Raw genomic sequence first — 18,156 nt, forward strand, 5'->3', positions numbered from 1 at the left:
ATGAGCCAGGCCGTGACCGACACCATCGTTGCCGTTGCCACCGCCGCCGGCAGCGGCGGCGTCGGCATCGTGCGCCTGTCGGGGCCGGCTGCGGCGGAGATCGCGCGCGCGGTCTGCGGCGGCCGCGCGCCCAGGCCCAGGCATGCGCAGTACGCCCGCTTCGTCGACGCCGCGGGTGAAACCATCGATGACGGCATCGTGCTGCTGTTCGCCGGCCCCGCCAGCTACACCGGTGAGGACGTGGCGGAGCTGCAGGGCCACGGCAATCCGGTGCTGCTGCAGGCCGTGGTCGCACGCTGCTGCGCGCTGGGTGCGCGCATGGCGCGGCCGGGCGAATTCACCGAGCGAGCCTTCCTCAATGGTCGGCTCGACCTGGCCCAGGCCGAGGCCGTGGCCGATCTGGTCGCCGCCGGCGACCTGACCGCGGCGCGCGCCGCGCGGCGTTCGCTGGACGGCGAGTTCTCGCGCCGGGTCGAGGCCCTTGCCGAGGCCCTGGTGGCGATCCGCGTCCATGCCGAGGCCGCGATCGACTTTGCCGACGAGCCGCTCGACACCCTGGGCGGCGCCGAACTGGCTGCCCGCCTGGACCGGGCGCGTACCGGCCTCGCGGCGTTGCTGGCCACTGCCGAGCGCGGCCGCCGCCTGCGCGACGGCCTGGACGCGGTGATCGTGGGCCCGCCCAACGCCGGCAAGAGCTCGCTGCTCAACGCGCTCGCGGGCAGCGAGCGGGCGATCGTCACCGACATCGCCGGCACCACCCGCGACCTGCTGCGCGAAACCGTGCACGTCGACGGCGCCGAATTGACCCTGGTCGACACCGCCGGCCTGCGTGAGGGAGGCGATGCGATCGAGCGCGAAGGCATGCGCCGCGCCCGCGACGAGCTGGCGCAGGCCGGGCTGGCGATCGCCGTGGTCGATGCCCGTGATCCCGACGCCGGCCGTGACGCGATAGCCACCGGGCTTGCCGGCGTGCCGCGCATCCTGTGGCTGCACAACAAGGCCGACCTGCTGCCGGCGGGCGCCCCGCCGCCGCCCACCGGCGAACTGCGCGTGTCCGCAGCCACCGGCCAGGGCATGGACGAGCTGCATCTGCGCCTGCGCCGGCTGGTGATGGGCGAGCCGATGGTGGGCGGGGAGCCCGTCATCGCCGATACTGCCGCCGGGGAAGGCGAGTTCACCGCGCGTGCGCGCCACGTCGAGGCCTTGGGCCGCGCCGCCGCGCACCTGGACCGGGCCGCGCTGGAGCTGGCCGGCGAAGCGCTGGACCTGGCCGCGGAATCACTGCGCACCGCGCACCGCGCGCTGGGCGACATCACCGGCCAGGTCGGGGCCGATGAACTGCTGGGTCATATATTTTCGCGCTTCTGCGTCGGCAAGTAGCGCAGGGGCGCCTCGAGGGGCCGGGGTGTTGACAAACAGGCCCGCGTGTCGCGTCCTAGGCATACGTGCGCATCCGCACACTCAGGGGGAGTACAAACAGATGTCCGTGAACAACCAAGCCACCGCGCGAGGGAGCCTGTCCCGGCTGGCCCTTGCCGCGGCCCTCATCCTCGCCATCGCGGCCTGCGGCAAGGATGACACCGCCGCGCCCGCGGCCGACGCCGGCAGCGATGCCGCCAGCAGCGCGACCGCCACAAGCGGGGCCGCCGGCGCCAGCGCGGCCGATGCCGCCGAACAGGCCGCCATCCAGGCCGATGCCCTGGCCGAACTCGGCGCCGATGAGCTTCGCGAGCGCGGACGCGCCGCCTATGCCGAAAGCCGCCTCTACGCGCCGGCCGGCGACAACGCGCTGGAGTACTACCTGGCCCTGCGCGAGAAATCCCCCGGCGATGCCGCGGTCGCCAGCGCACTGACCGACCTCATGCCGATGCTGGTGATCGCCACCGAGCAGGCGCGCGACCGCGAAGACTTCGAGGAGGCACGCCGGCTGGCGGCCCTGGTCGGACGCGCCGACGCCAACCATCCCGCCCTGCAGCGCCTCCAGGCCACGATTGTCACGGCTGAAGAAACCGTGGACCGGCGCATCGCCCAGCAGGCGCTGAGCGCCGAGCAGGAAGTCGAACGCCAGCGCCAGCTTGCAGTCGATCGCGAGCGCGCCCAGGCCGACGAGCAGCGCCAGGCCAGCGAGCAGCTGGCGCAGCAGCAGCGTGCCGACACCGAAGCCGCCGAGCGCGCCGAGGCCGAGCGCGTCGCGGCTGCGGCGCGTGCCGCCGAGCAGCGCGCCGCCGAGCAGCGCCAGCAGGCCCAGCAGGCGGCCACGACACCGGCCCCGGCGGCCGCGTCGCCCACGCTGCGGCCGCTCAGCACGCCCGCACCCCGCTACCCGCCGGACGCCCTGCGAGCCGCGCAGGCGGGCGAGGTCCAGGTGGAGTTCACGGTGGGCCCCGACGGCAGCGTCAGCGACGCGCGCGTGGTCCGCGCCGACCCGCCGCGGGTCTTCGACCGCGAAGCCGTGGCCGCGGTCCGCCGCTGGCGCTTCGAGCCGGTGTCCGAACCGGTCACCACGCGGCGCACGATCGCGTTCAATCCCGGCGGCTGAGCCACCGCTTCCCTGCGGCGGCCTTGCGGTCGCCGCACGGACGGACGCCCGGCCACTGGCCGGGCGTTTCTGTTTCCACGCGCCTCAGCCCGAGATCGCCAGCTTCTCGCGGTGGTACAGGCGGGCGGCCATCAGCCACAGCACCAGGGCCAGGCCGAGGCTGGCGCCGAAGTAGACCAGCCACTGCATCGGCGTGATCCATTCGCTGCGCACCAGCTTGAGCACCATCTGGTTCTGCGCCAGGAAGGGCACCGTGAACTGCCACAGCTGCTCCTTCACCGGGCTGACCATCAGCACCACGGTGGGGATGATCGGCAGCAGCATCAGCACGCTCATGTAGCTCTGAGCTTCCTTCACCGACTTGACGCTGGCCGAGATCAGGGTCAGCAGGGTGCAGCCGATCAGCACGATCGGGATCAGCACGGCCAGCAGCAACAGCAGCATGTGCGGCGTCAGCGCGACCATCTGCAGCGCCTTGGGCGCCAGCGCCATGCTGACCGCCAGCGCGACCAGGATCAGCAACTGGCTGAGCATGCCCAGTGCGCAGGCGGCGAGGATCTTGCCGCTCATCAGCGCGCTGCGCGAGCTTGGCGTGGCCAGCAGCGGTTCCAGCGACTGCCGCTCGCGTTCGCCGGCGGTGACGTCGATCACCATGTACGCACCGCCGACGAAGGCGCTGAAGATCAGCAGGTAGGGCAGGAAGGCGAGCAGCATGCCGCGCCGCGATTCCGGCGTGGCCACGTCGCGCTGCGCCACCATCACCGCGATCGTGGCCTCCGGACTGATCCCGCGGCTGACCATGCGCAGCGAACCGACCTGGTTGCCGTACTGGGCGAGCGCCTCGCGCACCCGCGCCACCGGGATCCGCGAATCCTGGCGCGAGGAGTCGTAGAGGATCTCCACGGTCGCCATCCGGCTCTCGCGCCAGCGCTCGGGGAACGCCTCGGGGATGCGCAGCACCACGTCATGGTCCTGGTTGCGCAGCGCGAGCTCGGCGTCCTCCGGCGGGTCGATCGCATTGATGTCGCGCGTGCCCAGGTGGCGGACCAGGTTGGGCGCGTGCGCGGCGCCGATCACCGGCAGGTCCAGCACCGACTCCAGCTGGGTACGCGCGCGCTTCTCGGCCATCGAGCCCATGCCCAGGATCAGCACCGGGAACAGCAGCGGGCCCATCAGCAGGCCCAGCATGACCGTGCGCCGGTCGCGGAACAGGTCCAGCAGCTCCTTGCGGGCGACGGTCAGCACCGTGTTCTTGAACAGGCTCATGCGGACAGGCCCTCCTCGGTGCCGATCAGTTTGACGAAGGCGTCTTCGAGGTTGTCTTCGCCCGACTGCGCGCGCAGCTCATCGGGGGTGCCCTTGGCGCGTACTTCGCCCTGGGCGATGATCACGATGCGATCGCACAGCGCGGCCACCTCCTGCATGATGTGGCTGCTGAAGATCACGCAGTGGCCCTGCGCCCGCAGCTCCTGCAGGAAGGCGCGCAGGCCGCGGGTGGTCATCACGTCCAGGCCGTTGGTGGGCTCGTCCAGGATCACGTTGCGCGGCGAGTGCACCAGCGCGCGCGCGATCGCGGTCTTGGTGCGCTGGCCCTGCGAAAAGCCCTCGGTGCGGCGGTCGAGGAAGTCCTCCATGCCCAGCCTGACCGCCAGATCGTCGATGCGCGCGGCGATGGTGGCTTCGTCGAGGCCATACAGGCGCCCGAAGTAGGTGATGTTCTCGCGCGCGGTCAGGCGCTTGTAGACGCCGCGGGCGTCCGGCAGCACGCCCAGGCTGCGGCGCACGGCGGTGGCGTCGCGCTGCGCGTCCAGGCCGTCCACGCGCACCGTGCCGCGCTCGGGCGACATCAGCGTGTACAGCATGCGCAGGGTGGTGGTCTTGCCGGCGCCGTTGGGGCCCAGCAGGCCGGTGATCTCGCCGTCGCGGGCCTCGAAGCTGACGCCGCGCACCGCGTGCACCGGGCCGGACTTGGCCTTGAAGGTCTTGTGCAGGTCTTGGACTTCGATCATCTCAGGGTTCCCATCCGTAATAGCCGGCGAACGGCGGCGCCGGGGCCAGGCGGTCGAGGCAGCCGGCGTCGATGCCGGCGGCGTCGGCGCGTTCGATGAACTGGGCGACCAGCTTCGGCATGCAGCCGGCGCCGAGCACGTTGTGGCCCTGTCCGGGCGCGACCAGGTGGCGTGCGTTCGCCAGGTGCGCGACCACCTCGTCGCCGTAGCGCGGCGGGGTGACCGGGTCGAATTCGCCGCTGATCGCGAGCAGCGGGACGTCGCCGGTAAGCGGCTCGCGGAAGCCCTCCGCGCGCGGCGCGGTCGGCCAGGCCGCGCACTGCGCCTGCAGCAACGACACCATTTCATTGCCGAGCACGCTGCCCGCGTCGTCCGGATCGAGCGACATTTCGCCGACGTCCTCGGTGCAGATCACCGACAGCTGCATGCCGTGGGCCATTGCATCGCCCAGGGACGCGCCCAGCATCCGCGACTGCGCCAGCAGCGGCGCGTAGCGGCCCTGCGACGCGTCGTGCAGCAGCAGCGGCAGGGTCGCCGCGGCCGCGGGCTGGTAGGAGAACATCCGCAGCAGCGCCGCCAGGTGGCCGAAGGCCGGGGCTTCCTCGAGCCACTCGCCGCTCACCGGGTCGCGGTAGTCGACGGGCGCAAGATCGCCCGCTTCCAGCGCCGAGCGCACCACGGGCAGCAGCGCCGACGGGTCGCCCAGGTTGTCGACGCAGGCGGGTTCGGCGCGGCAGCGTTGGAACTGCGTGGCGAGCGCCTGCTCCAGGTTCCGCGCGTGTTCCTGGCCCAGCACCATGCTGTTGGGCGCGACGCCGTCGAGCAGCACCGTGCGCGTGGCGGCCGGGTAGGCCCGGGCGTACTGCTGCGCCACCCGCGTGCCGTAGGAGATGCCGACCAGGTTGAGCTGCGGCACGCCCAGGGCCTCGCGCACCGCCTCGAGGTCGCGGACGTGGTCCATGGTCGCGTAGCGGCGCAGGTCGTGGTCGGGCGACAGCGCGTCGCGGCAGCGCTCGGCGAAGGCGCGCATGGCGTCCTGCGACATGTCCTCCCCGGGGCCGAAGGCGTTCTCGCCCTCGTCGCCCTTGCAGTGCAGCGGCGCCGAGCCGCCGGTGCCGCGGGCATCCACCAGGACCACGTTGCGGCTGCGGCGCACGTCGTCGAAGGCGGCCGCCGCCATCGGAAACGACTCCAGCGCCGACTGCCCGGGGCCGCCGGCGATCATCAGCACCGGGTCGGGCTCGGCCTGGCCGGTGGCCGGGAGGAAGGCGATTGCGAGCTCGATCCGGCGACCGTCGGCGACGTCGTGGTCCTCAGGCACGGCGAAGCTGGCGCACTGCGCCTCGACCGCCTTGGCGCCAACCGCGCTCAGCGAGCAGGATTCGAATCCGATCGCGCCCTGGCGCATGCGGCCGTCGGCCGGCGTGTCGCCGGGTTGCGCCGTGCAGCCGGCCGCGAGCGCGACGGCCAGCAGCGCGGCGATGGGGGTTCCACGTGTACTCATGCGGGATCCTCGGGGTGGAAGATGGATTCAATGGGCGAGCCGAACAGGCGCGCGATGCGGAAGGCCAGCGGCAGGCTGGGATCGTACTTGCCGGTCTCGATCGCGTTCACCGTCTGTCTTGAGACGTCCAGACGTTCGCCCAGCTGCGCCTGTGACCAGCCGCTCGCCTCGCGCAGTTCGCGGACCCGGCTCTTCACCGGTAGCGGCGCGTGGTGACGCAGGCGAAGACGCCGTGCAGGAAGGAGTACGCCGGCAGGACGAGGATCAGCGCCAGGCCCGCATTGACGTGCAGCACCCCGGCCAGCACCAGCAGGCCGAGCGCGAAGCTGCCCAGGGTCAGCACCAGCGATGCCTGGGCGAAGGACTCGAGCTGGATCCTGCGCTGCATCTCGTCGCTGTCGCGCACGAAGCGCAGCACCGCGCGCGCCACGAACACGACCGGCACGGCCGGCAGCAGCGCCAGGATGGCGCGCGCCCACGTCGCGTCGACCGCGCGCAGCGCGTATATCGACAGGAACAGCACGACCACATAGGCCGCCATGGCGGGAAAGAACTCGCGGCGGTAGCGACGTTGGATGGAGTGCATGGCGGCGATGCCTCGTGTCAAGTTTGCTTGACACGAGGATGCCGCGACCGGAGGGGCCGTGTCAAGCAGGCTTGACACCCTCCCGCGCTATTTGCTGCTGACGTACTTCTCGCGCCGGATGCGCGGAACGGGCAGGCCGTGGTCCTTGAGCGCCTCGAAGCAGGCGTCGACCATGTCCGGGTTGCCGCACAGGTAGGCGATGTCGCCTTCGGCCTGCGGCGCGAACTCGCCCAGGAACTGCTGCACGTAGCCGTGGCGCACGTCGGGATGGTCCTGCGCGCTGCCGGGCGCGGGCAGTTCGCGCGAGAAGCAGGGCACGAAGCGGAACCCCGGGTGCGCTTGGGCAAAGGCGCGGAACTCGTCGCCGTACAGCAGCTCGTCCGGCGTGCGGGCGCCGAACAGCAGCACCACTTCAACGCCGCGGTTGGCCATCGCCTGCGCCAGCAGCGGCAGCATCGCGCGGTAGGGGGTGACGCCGGTGCCGGTGCCGACCAGCAGGTAGCGGCGGTTGTCGTCGGCGGGCTGCAGGCAGAAGCGACCGAACGGCCCGCTGGCCTGGACCGTGCCGCCGATCTCGAGGTTTTCGAACAGCGACGTGGCGGCACCGCCGGCGACGTAGCTGACGGCAATTTCCACGCATTCCCCTGGGCCCATCGCGTGGTCGTGGATGGTGGCCAGCGAGTAGCTGCGCTTGGTCGCGGTGCCGTCGCCGTAGCTGAAATGCACCTGCACGAACTGCCCGGGGATGTAGTCCAGCGGCTGGCCGTCGTCGCGGGCGAGCACCAGGTGGGCCACGGTGGGCGCCAGCATGCGGCGGGAAACGAGCTTGAGCGGGAACTGGGCGGGCACTTGGGATGGACCGTTTCCGGGCCGGGACCCGCAGGGCCCCTATAATACCGCCCCCCTGCATGCACCCGCGGCCAAGGAGTCACGATGAGTCACGCCGCCCCGCCCGCCGCCCTGTCGGTGCGCGACCTGCGCAAGACCTACGACAACCGCGTCGAAGCCCTGAAGGGGGTTTCGCTGGAGGTCGTGCCCGGTGATTTCTACGCGCTGCTGGGCCCCAACGGCGCCGGCAAGTCGACCCTGATCGGCATCATCTCGTCGCTGGTCAACAAGACCTCGGGCGAGGTGCGGGTGTTCGGCGTCGACCAGCAGGCCGAGCGCGCGCGCGCGATGCGCCTGGTCGGGCTGGTGCCGCAGGAGCTGAACTTCAACATGTTCGAGCAGCCGCTCGACATCCTGGTCAACTACGCCGGCTTCTACGGCGTGCCGCGCCGCGAGGCCCTGGTCCGCGCGAAGGTCGAACTCGAGCGCGCGCATCTGTCGCCCAAGGCGCAGATGATGGCGCGCACGCTGTCGGGCGGCATGAAGCGGCGGCTGATGATCGCCCGCGCGATGATGACCTCGCCGCGGCTCCTGATCCTCGACGAGCCCACCGCCGGCGTCGACATCGAGATCCGCCGCGGCATGTGGCAGTCGCTGCGCGAGATCAACGCCAGCGGCACCACCATCATCCTCACCACGCACTACCTGGAGGAAGCGGAGAACCTGTGCCGCAACCTGGCGATCATCGACCACGGCCGCATCGTCGAATCCGGCCCGATGCGCACGCTGCTGTCCAAGCTCGATGTCGAAGGCTTCCTGCTCGACGTCGAAGGCGAGCTGCCGGCCGAGCTGCCCGCGATCGACGGCGCGCGGGTGGCGGCGATGGACGAACACACGCTCGACATCGACATGCCGCGCTCGATGGACCTCAACCGCGTGTTCGCCACGCTTGATGAGGCCGGCATCCGCGTGCGCTCGATGCGCAACAAGTCCAACCGCCTCGAGGAGCTGTTCGTGCGCATGACCAGCGATACCGCCGCGTCGCCCGGCACCGGAGCTGCGGCATGAGCCTCGCACCCGCCAAGACAGACGCCGCCGTCCGCGCCACGCCAGAGGGCCTGCGCGCCGACCTGGTCGCGCTCGGCACCATCGCCCGCCGCGAGGTGATGCGCATCCTGCGTATCTGGAGCCAGACCCTGGTGCCGCCGGCGATCACCATGACCCTGTACTTCCTGATCTTCGGCGGCCTGATCGGCAGCCGCATCGGGACCATGGACGGCATCAGCTACATGGACTTCATCGTCCCGGGGCTGGTGATGATGAGCGTGATCCAGAACAGCTACGGCAACATCTCGTCGAGCTTCTTCGGCGCCAAGTTCGGCCGCCACGTCGAGGAGCTGCTGGTCAGCCCGATGCCGCCGTGGGTGATCCTCGGCGGCTACGTCGCCGGTGCCGTGCTGCGCGGGCTGATGGTGGGCGTGATCGTGCTCTGCATCGCGATGCTGTTCACCACCGTGCGCATCCCGCACCCGTGGGTGACCCTGAGCACGGTGCTGCTGGGCGCGACCATCTTCGCGCTGGCCGGCTTTGTCAACGCGGTGTTCGCGAAGAAGTTCGACGACGTCGCGATCGTGCCGATCTTCATCCTCACCCCGCTGACCTACCTGGGCGGCGTGTTCTATTCGATCCAGCTGCTGCCCGACTGGGCGCGCGCGGCGACCTACGCCAACCCGATCTTCTACATGGTCAACGCCTTCCGCTATGGCCTGCTCGGGCAGGGCGACGTGCCGCTGTGGGTGGCGTATGCGCTGATGCTGGTCTTCGTGGTGGTGCTGGGCGCGCTGGGCCTGTGGCTGCTGAAGCGCGGGGTCGGGCTGCGCAGCTGAGCCACATCGTGTTGTAACCTCGCGCCTTCCGCCCCCACTGGAGCAAGAGGAATGCGCAAAGGGAACCTGGCCGCCGCGTGCGTGCTCGCGATCATGCTGTCCGCCTGCGGTGGCGCGCCTGATTCCGGCAGCGATGCCGCGACCGCTGCCGGTGCCGCAGCTGCCGACGATGCCGCGCCGCCGCCCGCCGATGACGCCGCAGCTGGAGTAGCGCTGCCCGATGCGACCGATGCGCTTGATGCCGGCGCCGCCGATGCGCCCGGAACCGGGACCGGCCTCGAGGACAAGCAAGGCAACCCGATCGCACTGCTGCCCTTCGACATTGAAAGCGTGCCGCTGAGCAGCGCGCCGCTGGGCGAACTCCCGTTCTTCTCCATGCCCTCCGGCTACGGTCCGCTCAACCGGCCCGGCCAGCGCAGCCACGCGCGCTTCCCGTTCCGGCTCGGCGACGGCCTGCACTGGGTGGAGGGCGCGAGCTGGAACAGCCTGCTGGGCATCGCCCGCGATCACCGCGGCGACAAGGAGTTCTCCCGGCTCGAGCTGCGCCGCAACCTCGAGGCCGCGTTCGCGCAGGCGGGCGCGAAGCAGGTGTTCGAGGGTCCGCTGCGGCGCGATCTGTACTACGGCCCGCAGCTTGAAGCCGAGATCGGCGGCGGCTTCATCGAAGGCGTCAACCTCGATGCCGACACCGCGACCACGGTGCACGTCATCCGCCAGGCGGACCGGACCATCTGGATGCAGCTGTCCACGGATTCGCACGGCGCTGCGCTGGTGGTGATGGAAGAGCGCCCGTTCGAAGCCACTGCTCACTGGGGCGACGCGTTCCCCTACCTGTCGCTGCCGGCGGGTTATGACGATGGCAACAGGCCCAGCCAGCGCGACTTCGACATGTACCCGTTCTGGACCGGCACCGGCTTCGAAGAAGTGGAGGGCCGGACCTACGCCGCGGACGTGAGGGCGGGGGAACGCTCCAACTCCATGCACGAAGTGCGCCGCAGCCTGGAGGCGATGATGGCCGAGGCCGGCGGCGTGCTGGTGTTCGAAGGCCGGATTCCGAAGGAGGCGTCGGAGCGCTACGACAGCGAGCTGAAGGGCTTCTACAGCGACGCCACGGGCTTCAGCTGGGACGACTACGAATCACGCGTCTACCGGGTGGACCTTGCCGACGGCCGCCAGGTCTGGGTGCACGCGGCGCTGGACTACCTCTCCTCCGGCTGGGTGGTGGCCGAACGCCAGGGCTTCGTGCAGACCGCGGCGCTGCTGCCGGCGTCCGAGCTGAAGCAGCAGCTCGACGCCGACGGCCGGGTCGCGATCCAGGTCAACTTCGCGGTCGACAAGGCCGACATCCTTCCCGACTCGAAGCCGCAGATCGGGCAGGTGCTGGCGCTGCTGCGCGATGATCCTTCGCTGCGCCTGTCGATCGACGGCCACACCGACGACACCGGCGATGCCGCACATAACCAGCGCCTGTCCGAGGCACGCGCGAAAAGCGTGGTGGCGGCGCTGGCCGCTGAGGGCATCGCGGCCGCGCGCCTGCAGGCGAAGGGCCACGGCCAGTCGCAGCCGGTGGCGGACAACGCGACCGACGAGGGCCGCGCGAAGAACCGCCGCGTGGAGTTGGTCCGCCTGTAATCACGCGCGGTTCGCCGCTATCGCGTCCCTTCGCCACTGCGCCAACCCGTGGGAGCAGCTACAGCTGCGATTGCGAGGCGCGGCGGCAACAACGTGTCGCCCGCCGACGCGCGTGATTCCGGGTCGGTGGGGTCGCAGCTGTAGCTGCTCCTACAGGGGCGGGGCGGGGAGCTGGAAGAATGCGCGGGTGGTGGCCGTGGCATTGGCCGCGGTCAGCGCGATGTCTTCGCCGCGGTCGCGCGCAAGCTCTTCGACGATGTGCGACAGGAACATCGGTTCGTTGCGGCGGTCCTTCGGCATCGGCCTGAGCGTGCGCGGCAGCAGGTAGGGCGCGTCGGTTTCCACCATCAGCCGGTTGGCCGGGATGTTGCCGACGATTTCGCGCAGGTGCTTGCCGCGGCGCTCGTCGCAGAGCCAGCCGGTGATGCCGATGTGCCAGTCGCGGTCGATGCAGTCGAACAATTCTTCGCGGGTGCCGGTGAAGCAGTGCACGACCGCGTGACCGATGCGGCCTTCGAAGTCCTTCATGATCGCGATGAAGTCGGCGTGCGCGTCGCGCTGGTGCAGGAACAGCGGCTTGCCGCGGCCCGAAGCGAACAGCTCGGCGGCGATCTCGAGCTGGCGCTCGAAGGCCTTGCGCTGCGCGGGTCGCGGGGAGAAGTCGCGGAAGTAGTCGAGGCCGGTTTCGCCGACGGCCACCACTTCGGGATGCGCATGCAGTGCGCGCATTTCGGCGTCGCATTCGGCGGTGTAGTCGCTGGCATGGTGCGGATGCACGCCGGCGGTGGCGAACAGCTCGCCGGGATGGGCGCGTGCGAGTTCGAGTGCCATCGGGGAGTGTTCGCGGCTGGCGCCGGTGACGACCATCTGCACGACGCCGGCAGTGCGGGCGCGGGCCATGACCTGGTCGCGGTCGTGGTCGAAGCTGTCGTGGGTGAGGTTGGCGCCGATGTCGATGAGTTGCATGAGGGCATTGTAGGGGGCGGGCATTCTGGGTGCGGGTTGCGGGTTGCGGGTTGCGGGTTGCGGTGTAGTGGGTGGCGGGGCGCGGGCTTCGTGAGGGAGCACGCCGCTGCACGGGGGGCATGGACCGGCGAAGCAGCCGTCCATGGCTGATTCGCCTTCCGCGCACATCCATGTGCGCTGTCCATGCCCCCCGTACAGCGACGCGCTTCGGCGGATTGGGGGTTCGCGGCTTCGGGTCTCGCCCCGGGTCCGGATTTCCATTCGCCGGCTTGGCGTCTTCGCGCCTTCGCGAGAAGCCTGCCCTTCCCCTTCCCCTTCCCCGTCCCCGTCCCCCCGACCCCGCGCCCGAAGGCTCTATTCTTCTCGCGTGCACGACACTACATTTCCCATCGACGCGCTGCTGCCGGCCATCCGCGAGGCGCTGCTGTTGCATCCGCGCCTGGTGCTCGAGGCGCCGCCCGGTGCCGGCAAGACCACGCGGGTGCCGCTGGCGCTGCTCGACGCGCCCTGGCTTGCCGGCCGCCGCATCCTGATGCTGGAGCCGCGCCGGGTGGCCGCGCGCGCGGCGGCTGGCTTCATGGCGTCATCGCTCGGCGAGGAAGTCGGCCGGACCGTCGGCTACCGGATCCGCTTCGAAAGCCGGATCTCGTCGGCGACCCGCATCGAGGTCGTCACCGAGGGCATCCTCACCCGCATGCTGCAGGACGACCCGATGCTCGATGGCGTCGGTGCGCTGCTGTTCGACGAGTTCCACGAGCGCCATCTCGCCGCCGACCTGGGGCTGGCGCTGGCGCTGGACGTGCAGGCCGGGCTGCGCGAGGACCTGCGCATCGTGGTGATGTCGGCGACGCTCGACGGCGAGCGCCTGGCCGGATTCCTGGATGCGCCGCGGCTGTCGAGCGCGGGCCGCAGCCATCCGGTCGAGGTCGCGCACTTCCCGGCGCGTCGCGACGAGGCGCTGGAGCACCAGGCGCGGCGCGCGATCGAGCATGCGCTGGGCAGGCATCCGGGAGACGTGCTGGTGTTCCTGCCGGGGCGGCGGGAGATCGAGCGGCTGGCCCGGGTGCTCGCGGATGCGCTCGGCGATGCCGCTGCGCATCCGGCAGGGACCGGTGGCGCGCGGTCGGCGGTCGACGTGCTCGCGCTGCACGGCGACCTGCCGGTCGAGGAGCAATCCCGGTTGCTGCGTCCCGACGCCGATGGCCGCCGGCGCATCGTGCTGGCCACCAACGTCGCCGAGTCCAGCGTGACGCTGCCGGGCGTGCGCGTGGTCATCGACAGCGGCCTGGCGCGCGAGCCACGGCACGATCCCAACAGCGGCTTCAGCCGCCTGGACGTGGTCCGCATCGCGCAGTCATCCGCCGACCAGCGCGCGGGACGTGCGGGGCGCGTGGCATCGGGCTGGACGTATCGACTGTGGCCCGAATCGCAGCGGCTGGAGCCGCAGCGGCGGCCGGAAATCGCCCAGGTCGAGCTGGCCGGCCTGGCGCTTGAACTGGCGGCCTGGGGCAGCGACCAGCTGCGCTTCGTCGATCCGCCGCCGGCGGGAGCGCTGGCCGCGGCGCGCGACCTGCTGCGCGCGCTCGGTGCACTGGAAGGCGATGCAATCACCGCGCGCGGGCGGCGCATGCTGGCGCTCGGCACCCATCCGCGCCTGGCGGCGATGCTGCTGGCCACGGGCGATGCCCGCGGGCGGGCGCTGGCATGCGATCTCGCCGCGCTGATCGAGTCGCGCGATCCGCTGCGGTCGCGCAGCGACGCCGTCGCCGCGCGCTGGCGCGCGCTGGCCGCGTTTCGCGAGCGACGCGTCCCGGCCGATGCCAGTCGCGCCGCGCTGGCCGCGATCGACGCCTCCGCGCGCCAGTGGCGCCGCCGCCTGCGGCTGGATGGGTCGCCAGTGGTCGACGCGCCCGCACACGCGCTCGGCGATCTGCTTGCGCACGCCTTCCCCGACCGCATCGCCGCCCGCCATCCCGGCGACCTTCGCCGCTACCAGCTCGCCAACGGCCGCATGGCGCGCCTGCTGGAGGACAGCGAGCTGATCGGCGAACCCTGGCTGGTGGCCAGCGAGCTGCGCTACGAGGCCCGCGGCGACGCCCTGCTGCTGCGCGCCGCACCGGTGGACGAGGCCGCGCTGCGCCGCGACTTCGGCGCGCGCTTCAGCCAGCGCGACGAAACCCGCTGGGACGCCGCGCGTCGCGCGCTGGTCGGCGAACGCGTGCGCCGCTTCGCAGGCATCGTCCTCGACAGCCGCCCCGCCGGCCGCGTCGATCCCGCCGCGGCCGCGCAGGCGCTGACCGATGCCGTGCGCGCGCTCGGGCTCGACGTGCTGCCCTGGAGCGACGGCCTGCGCCAGTGGCGCGCGCGCATCGCCGGCCTGCGCGCCTGGATGCCCGAGCTCGAGCTGCCCGACCTCGCCGATGACGCGCTGATCGCGAGCCTGGACGACTGGTTGCTGCCCGCCTTCGCCGGCAAATCGAGACTCGACGCCCTCGACGCCGATGCGCTTGCCGCCGCGCTCCGCGTCCGCGTCGGCTGGGCGCTGCAGCAGCGCATGGACGCGCTGGCTCCGCTGCGCATCACGGTGCCATCGGGCCAGGCCCGGACCATCGACTACGCCGTCGATGGCGACGGCCAGCCGCAGCCGCCGGTGCTCGCGGTCAAGCTGCAGGAACTGTTCGGCCTGCCGGACACGCCACGCATCGCCGACGGTCGCGTGCCGCTGCTGCTGCACCTGCTGTCGCCGGCCGGGCGGCCGCTGCAAGTGACGTCCGACCTTCGCAGCTTCTGGGACCGGACCTGGCCGGAGGTGCGGCGCGAGATGAAAGGCCGCTACCCGAGGCACCCCTGGCCCGAGGATCCCTGGAACGCCGTGCCCACCCATCGTGCGCGACCGCGCGGTGGCTGAACGGCTTGGTCCGGATCACGCCGGCACCACGAAGCACGGGCCAGACTCGGTCCCGTCATCCATTCCCGTCCCGGCGTCATGCGCCGGTGCAATCCAGAGGAAATCCGCATGCGCAAGCGCACCATCATCCGCGACGTCCGCAACGCCATTCCCGACAAGGCCATGGACCTGGCCGGGCGCCTCGGCGACGGCTTTCGCCAGGCCGTGCCCGACGGTGCCGGCAAATGGCTCCAGGGTGCTCCCCACGATGCAGGCACCTGGCTGAGCGGCGTGCAGCAGGGCGCCGGCAAATGGCTCCAGGCCGGCGTGGCTTTGGGCGCGGCGCGCACCGGCGCGCGTGCGGCCGGAATCGTCGCCCGTCGCCATCCGGTGGCGCTGACCGCGGCCGCGATCGGCATCGGCGCGGCGACCTATGCCGTGCTCCGGCACCGTCGCAAGGCCGCCGAGCAGGCCGCGATGCGGCGTCCGCAGCAGATCAGGGACGCGCTGGAGCCCGGCGACCTGGGCGTTGAAGTCGACGCCGCGACGTCGCGCGAAGCGTCCCTGCAGGACGACCGCTAGAACCGGAGGGACCCGCCCCGGTCGACCAGGTCAGGCCGGGGAGCTCGCCGCCGCGGAGCGGGGCGAAGCCACCGCGCTCCGCGCCTCGGGCAGTTCGACCACGAAGCAGGCGCCGCCGCCGTCGCGGTCCTCGTACCACAGCTGGCCACCGGCGTTGGCGACGATCTGCCTTGCCAGCGACAGGCCCAGTCCGCTGGATGAGCCGGCGCGCGCGGGGTCATCGTCCGTCAGGCGCGTGAACGGGGTGAACAGCTCGCGCTGGCGGTGCTTCGGGACGCCCGGGCCGCGGTCGGAAACGCACAGCTTCCAGAACCCGGTCACGCCGGAAGCGACGTGGATGTCGACATCGCTCCCCGGTGCGTATTTCATCGCGTTGCTGATCAGGTTGCCCGCGACCTGGCGCAGCACCAGCGCATCCATCGCCACCACGGCAGGTCCGACTTCGCCCACCACCAGGCGACAGCCGCTGTCCTCCAGCTGCATGCCGTAGCGGCGGACGATCCAGTCCACCACTTCGGCCAGTCCCACCCGGGCGTCGGAGTTGCTGGTGGCCACCCGGGCGCTGGCCTGGGTTTCCAGGTAGCGGCGGATGTAGCCAAGGCCGTCTTCGGCGCTTTCCCGGATCACTTCCAAGTAGCGCGGGACGCGCTCGGGACGCAGCGTGCCCGAGGCCAGGATGTCGCTGGCGAAGACCACGCTGCTGAGCGGATTCTTCAGGTCATGGGCGACCAGATTGACCAGCTCCTGGCGTTCGCGCGCCACCTGCTCCAGACGGTCGCGCGCGAGCTTCAGGCCGACGTGCGCGTTGACCCGGGCCAGCAGCTCCTCGGGGATGAAGGGCTTGACCACGTAATCGACCGCCCCCGCCTCGAAGGCGCGCAACAGCAGGCTGCGGTCCTGGGCGGCGGTCAGGAAGACCACCGGCACCCGTGGCAGCAGCGCGCGCATGCGGATTTCCTCCATTACTCCGAAGCCGTCCATGCCCGGCATCATCATGTCGAGCAGCATCAGGTCCGGCCGCTGTTCCTCGGCGGCGGCGAGCGCCGCCTCGCCGCTTTCGGCGGCAGCCACGTGGTATCCCTGGCGTTCGAGGAGTGCGCTCACAACGCGCAGGTTGGCCGGCTGGTCGTCGACGACGAGTACCCGGCCATGGATCGTGCTTGCCTTCATGAAGCTGTTCCACGGCTGCGCGCGACGGATGTCGCGCGCCTTCGCCGACGGTAGCAGAAAGATCCCGCAACCGAGTTGCGGCCATCGCAATGCCTGCTTGCGCAGCGGATTGCGGCTGAACGGTTCAGGAAGAAAACGGGGTGGCGTGCCCGAGTTCGCGCCAGTGCCCGGGGGCGAGGCCATCAAGCCGCGTGGCACCGATCGCCACCCGCACCAGGCGCAGCGTCGGCAGCCCGACCGCCGCCGTCATCCGCCGCACCTGCCGGTTGCGGCCTTCGCTGATGACCAGTTCGATCCAGGCGTCGGCGACGGTCAGGCGGACCCGCACCGGTGGATCGCGTGGCCACAGTGCGGGCGCCGGATCCACGAGGCGCGCGCGGGCCGGACGCGTCGGCCCGTCGCGCAGCGTGACGCCGGCGGCCAGCCGGACCAGCTGCTCCGGTGCCGGTTCACCCTCGACCTGCGCCAGATAGGTCTTGGCGAGCCTGTATCGCGGGTCGGTGATGCGGTGGGCAAGCGCGCCGTCATCGGTCAGCAGCAGCAGGCCTTCGCTGTCGTGGTCGAGCCTGCCGGCGGGATACACCCCGGGCGGCAGGCCGAAGCCGGCCAGGGTCGGGCGCGGCGGCGTGCTCCTGTCGGTGAACTGGCAGAGCACGCCGTGCGGCTTGTTGAACGCGACCAGCACTCAGGGCTTGATGAAGCGCAGCGTCATGCGGTCGCTTTCGCCGATGGCCTGGTACTGCTGGCGGTCCTCGGCGTCGTGGTTGTTGCCGGGCGGCAGGGTCCAGACGCCGTTGGGATGGTCGCGGGTGTCGCGCGGGTTGGCGTTGATCTCGCTGGCTTCATCGAGGCGGAAGCCGGCGGCGGTCGCGAGCGCGATCACCTGGTCCTGGCCGACGTAGCCGGACTTGTCGTCGTCGGCCACGTCGCCGGCGGCGCGGTGTTCGACCACGCCCAGCACGCCGCCCGGCTTGAGCACGTCGAAGAAGCCCTTGAACATGCCCTCGGCCTGGCCCGAGGAGCGCCAGTTGTGCACGTTGCGGAAGGTCAGCACGGCGTCGGCCGAATTCGCCGGGCCAAGCACCGGTGCCGCGGGATCGTAGGCGACGATGCGGGCATCGCCGTACTGCGCCGGGGCCGAGGCGAACATCGCTTCCAGGCCGGCCCTGGAGCGCGCGGAGTAGTCGCGGCGGGCTTCGGGCAGGGCCGCGGGGTCGACGACCGCGGCGACGTAGCCGGCGCGCAGCCAGGGCGCGAGGATCTCGGCGTACCAGCCGCCGCCGGGGGTGACCTCGACCACGGTCTGGCCGGTCTCGATGCCGAAGAAGGACAGGGTGTCGCGCGGATGGCGGTACTGGTCGCGGGCCACGTTTTCGGGCGAGCGCCAGGCGCCGGCCAGGGCCTGGTCGAGCAGCGGGTCGGGCGCGCGCATCGACATCCCGGTGGCAGGCGGCGGCACGGCGGCAGGAGCGGCGGCATCGCCTCCCGCGGCGGGTGCTCCGGCGCAGGCAGCGAGCATCAGCGGCAATACGGCGAAAGGCAGGCGTCGGATCATGGCGGTGTTTCC

At 71.4% G+C, this 18,156-nt stretch carries 17 protein-coding genes; 7 read left to right on the forward strand and 10 right to left on the reverse strand.

Translation table 11 applies throughout. The features are described 5' to 3' along the window. A complete protein-coding gene (gene mnmE, locus WCD84_RS04085) occupies nucleotides 1-1,380 on the forward strand; it encodes a tRNA uridine-5-carboxymethylaminomethyl(34) synthesis GTPase MnmE (RefSeq protein WP_343280521.1) in 1,380 nt (459 codons plus the stop codon). Nucleotides 1,381-1,480: 100 nt separating this feature from the next. Next, a complete protein-coding gene (locus WCD84_RS04090) occupies nucleotides 1,481-2,539 on the forward strand; it encodes an energy transducer TonB (RefSeq protein ID WP_343280522.1) in 1,059 nt (352 codons plus the stop codon). A gap of 84 nt (nucleotides 2,540-2,623) precedes the next feature. On the opposite strand, the gene WCD84_RS04095 is transcribed toward WCD84_RS04090, so the two are convergent. The 6 genes from WCD84_RS04095 to WCD84_RS04120 all read right to left on the reverse strand — a co-directional run bounded on the left by WCD84_RS04095 (nucleotide 2,624) and on the right by WCD84_RS04120 (nucleotide 7,487). Next, nucleotides 2,624-3,805, reverse strand: coding sequence for an ABC transporter permease (locus WCD84_RS04095; RefSeq protein ID WP_343280523.1), 1,182 nt, complete (start codon nucleotides 3,803-3,805; stop codon nucleotides 2,624-2,626). Beyond that, on the reverse strand, nucleotides 3,802-4,548 hold the full coding sequence (locus WCD84_RS04100; protein ID WP_343280524.1) for an ABC transporter ATP-binding protein: 747 nt from the start codon (nucleotides 4,546-4,548) through the stop codon (nucleotides 3,802-3,804). The genes WCD84_RS04095 and WCD84_RS04100 overlap by 4 nt, the downstream gene beginning before the upstream one ends. A gap of 1 nt (nucleotide 4,549) precedes the next feature. After that, nucleotides 4,550-6,052, reverse strand: a complete 1,503-nt coding sequence (locus tag WCD84_RS04105) for an alpha/beta hydrolase (protein ID WP_343280525.1) — start codon at nucleotides 6,050-6,052, stop codon at nucleotides 4,550-4,552. Then, entirely contained in the window at nucleotides 6,049-6,249 is a 201-nt protein-coding gene (locus tag WCD84_RS04110) for a helix-turn-helix transcriptional regulator (RefSeq protein ID WP_343254563.1), read from the reverse strand. The genes WCD84_RS04105 and WCD84_RS04110 overlap by 4 nt, the downstream gene beginning before the upstream one ends. Then, nucleotides 6,246-6,638 carry a hypothetical protein gene (locus tag WCD84_RS04115; protein ID WP_343254562.1) on the reverse strand — a complete coding sequence of 131 codons (393 nt, stop codon included), beginning with the start codon at nucleotides 6,636-6,638 and terminating at the stop codon, nucleotides 6,246-6,248. The genes WCD84_RS04110 and WCD84_RS04115 overlap by 4 nt, the downstream gene beginning before the upstream one ends. 87 nt (nucleotides 6,639-6,725) lie before the next feature. Then, nucleotides 6,726-7,487, reverse strand: coding sequence for a ferredoxin--NADP reductase (locus WCD84_RS04120; protein ID WP_449280058.1), 762 nt, complete (start codon nucleotides 7,485-7,487; stop codon nucleotides 6,726-6,728). Nucleotides 7,488-7,571: 84 nt separating this feature from the next. On the opposite strand from WCD84_RS04120, the gene WCD84_RS04125 reads away from it, so the two are divergent. The 3 genes from WCD84_RS04125 to WCD84_RS04135 are packed head-to-tail and all read left to right on the forward strand — an operon-like array spanning nucleotide 7,572 to nucleotide 10,984. Continuing rightward, a complete protein-coding gene (locus tag WCD84_RS04125; protein ID WP_343280526.1) occupies nucleotides 7,572-8,534 on the forward strand; it encodes an ABC transporter ATP-binding protein in 963 nt (320 codons plus the stop codon). Continuing rightward, nucleotides 8,531-9,352 carry an ABC transporter permease gene (locus tag WCD84_RS04130; protein WP_343280527.1) on the forward strand — a complete coding sequence of 274 codons (822 nt, stop codon included), beginning with the start codon at nucleotides 8,531-8,533 and terminating at the stop codon, nucleotides 9,350-9,352. The genes WCD84_RS04125 and WCD84_RS04130 overlap by 4 nt, the downstream gene beginning before the upstream one ends. A 51-nt stretch (nucleotides 9,353-9,403) precedes the next feature. After that, nucleotides 9,404-10,984, forward strand: coding sequence for an OmpA family protein (locus WCD84_RS04135; protein WP_343254559.1), 1,581 nt, complete (start codon nucleotides 9,404-9,406; stop codon nucleotides 10,982-10,984). Between the two features lie 150 nt (nucleotides 10,985-11,134). On the opposite strand, the gene WCD84_RS04140 is transcribed toward WCD84_RS04135, so the two are convergent. Beyond that, nucleotides 11,135-11,950: a TatD family hydrolase gene (locus WCD84_RS04140; protein ID WP_343254558.1), complete on the reverse strand. Its 816-nt coding sequence runs from the start codon at nucleotides 11,948-11,950 to the stop codon at nucleotides 11,135-11,137. Between the two features lie 367 nt (nucleotides 11,951-12,317). On the opposite strand from WCD84_RS04140, the gene hrpB reads away from it, so the two are divergent. Together hrpB and WCD84_RS04150 are read left to right on the forward strand one after the other, a co-directional pair. Then, nucleotides 12,318-14,858 carry an ATP-dependent helicase HrpB gene (gene hrpB / locus WCD84_RS04145; protein WP_343280528.1) on the forward strand — a complete coding sequence of 847 codons (2,541 nt, stop codon included), beginning with the start codon at nucleotides 12,318-12,320 and terminating at the stop codon, nucleotides 14,856-14,858. 108 nt (nucleotides 14,859-14,966) lie between these two features. Beyond that, nucleotides 14,967-15,419 carry a hypothetical protein gene (locus WCD84_RS04150; protein WP_343280529.1) on the forward strand — a complete coding sequence of 151 codons (453 nt, stop codon included), beginning with the start codon at nucleotides 14,967-14,969 and terminating at the stop codon, nucleotides 15,417-15,419. A gap of 30 nt (nucleotides 15,420-15,449) precedes the next feature. Here the strand turns inward: WCD84_RS04150 and WCD84_RS04155 are convergent, their stop codons facing one another. The 3 genes from WCD84_RS04155 to WCD84_RS04165 form a co-directional block, all read right to left on the reverse strand. Continuing rightward, nucleotides 15,450-16,589 carry a hybrid sensor histidine kinase/response regulator gene (locus WCD84_RS04155; protein WP_343280530.1) on the reverse strand — a complete coding sequence of 380 codons (1,140 nt, stop codon included), beginning with the start codon at nucleotides 16,587-16,589 and terminating at the stop codon, nucleotides 15,450-15,452. A gap of 124 nt (nucleotides 16,590-16,713) precedes the next feature. Further along, entirely contained in the window at nucleotides 16,714-17,274 is a 561-nt protein-coding gene (locus WCD84_RS04160) for a pseudouridine synthase (RefSeq protein WP_343280531.1), read from the reverse strand. Next, on the reverse strand, nucleotides 17,275-18,144 hold the full coding sequence (locus tag WCD84_RS04165) for a class I SAM-dependent methyltransferase (RefSeq protein WP_449280059.1): 870 nt from the start codon (nucleotides 18,142-18,144) through the stop codon (nucleotides 17,275-17,277). Nucleotides 18,145-18,156 lie beyond the last annotated feature (12 nt).

The sequence above is a fragment of the Luteimonas changyuni genome (assembly GCF_039548395.1).
Lineage (GTDB): Bacteria > Pseudomonadota > Gammaproteobacteria > Xanthomonadales > Xanthomonadaceae > Luteimonas.

Excerpts from the sequence above, each read along its gene's own strand:
- mnmE (WP_343280521.1), top strand. The coding sequence starts at position 1 with ATGAGCCAGGCCGTGACCGACACCATCGTTGCCGTTGCCACCGCCGCC.
- WCD84_RS04090 (WP_343280522.1), top strand. The coding sequence starts at position 1,481 with ATGTCCGTGAACAACCAAGCCACCGCGCGAGGGAGCCTGTCCCGGCTG.
- WCD84_RS04095 (WP_343280523.1), bottom strand. The coding sequence starts at position 3,805 with ATGAGCCTGTTCAAGAACACGGTGCTGACCGTCGCCCGCAAGGAGCTG.
- WCD84_RS04100 (WP_343280524.1), bottom strand. The coding sequence starts at position 4,548 with ATGATCGAAGTCCAAGACCTGCACAAGACCTTCAAGGCCAAGTCCGGC.
- WCD84_RS04105 (WP_343280525.1), bottom strand. The coding sequence starts at position 6,052 with ATGAGTACACGTGGAACCCCCATCGCCGCGCTGCTGGCCGTCGCGCTC.
- WCD84_RS04115 (WP_343254562.1), bottom strand. The coding sequence starts at position 6,638 with ATGCACTCCATCCAACGTCGCTACCGCCGCGAGTTCTTTCCCGCCATG.
- WCD84_RS04125 (WP_343280526.1), top strand. The coding sequence starts at position 7,572 with ATGAGTCACGCCGCCCCGCCCGCCGCCCTGTCGGTGCGCGACCTGCGC.
- WCD84_RS04130 (WP_343280527.1), top strand. The coding sequence starts at position 8,531 with ATGAGCCTCGCACCCGCCAAGACAGACGCCGCCGTCCGCGCCACGCCA.
- WCD84_RS04135 (WP_343254559.1), top strand. The coding sequence starts at position 9,404 with ATGCGCAAAGGGAACCTGGCCGCCGCGTGCGTGCTCGCGATCATGCTG.
- WCD84_RS04140 (WP_343254558.1), bottom strand. The coding sequence starts at position 11,950 with ATGCAACTCATCGACATCGGCGCCAACCTCACCCACGACAGCTTCGAC.
- WCD84_RS04150 (WP_343280529.1), top strand. The coding sequence starts at position 14,967 with ATGCGCAAGCGCACCATCATCCGCGACGTCCGCAACGCCATTCCCGAC.
- WCD84_RS04155 (WP_343280530.1), bottom strand. The coding sequence starts at position 16,589 with ATGAAGGCAAGCACGATCCATGGCCGGGTACTCGTCGTCGACGACCAG.
- WCD84_RS04165 (WP_449280059.1), bottom strand. The coding sequence starts at position 18,144 with ATGATCCGACGCCTGCCTTTCGCCGTATTGCCGCTGATGCTCGCTGCC.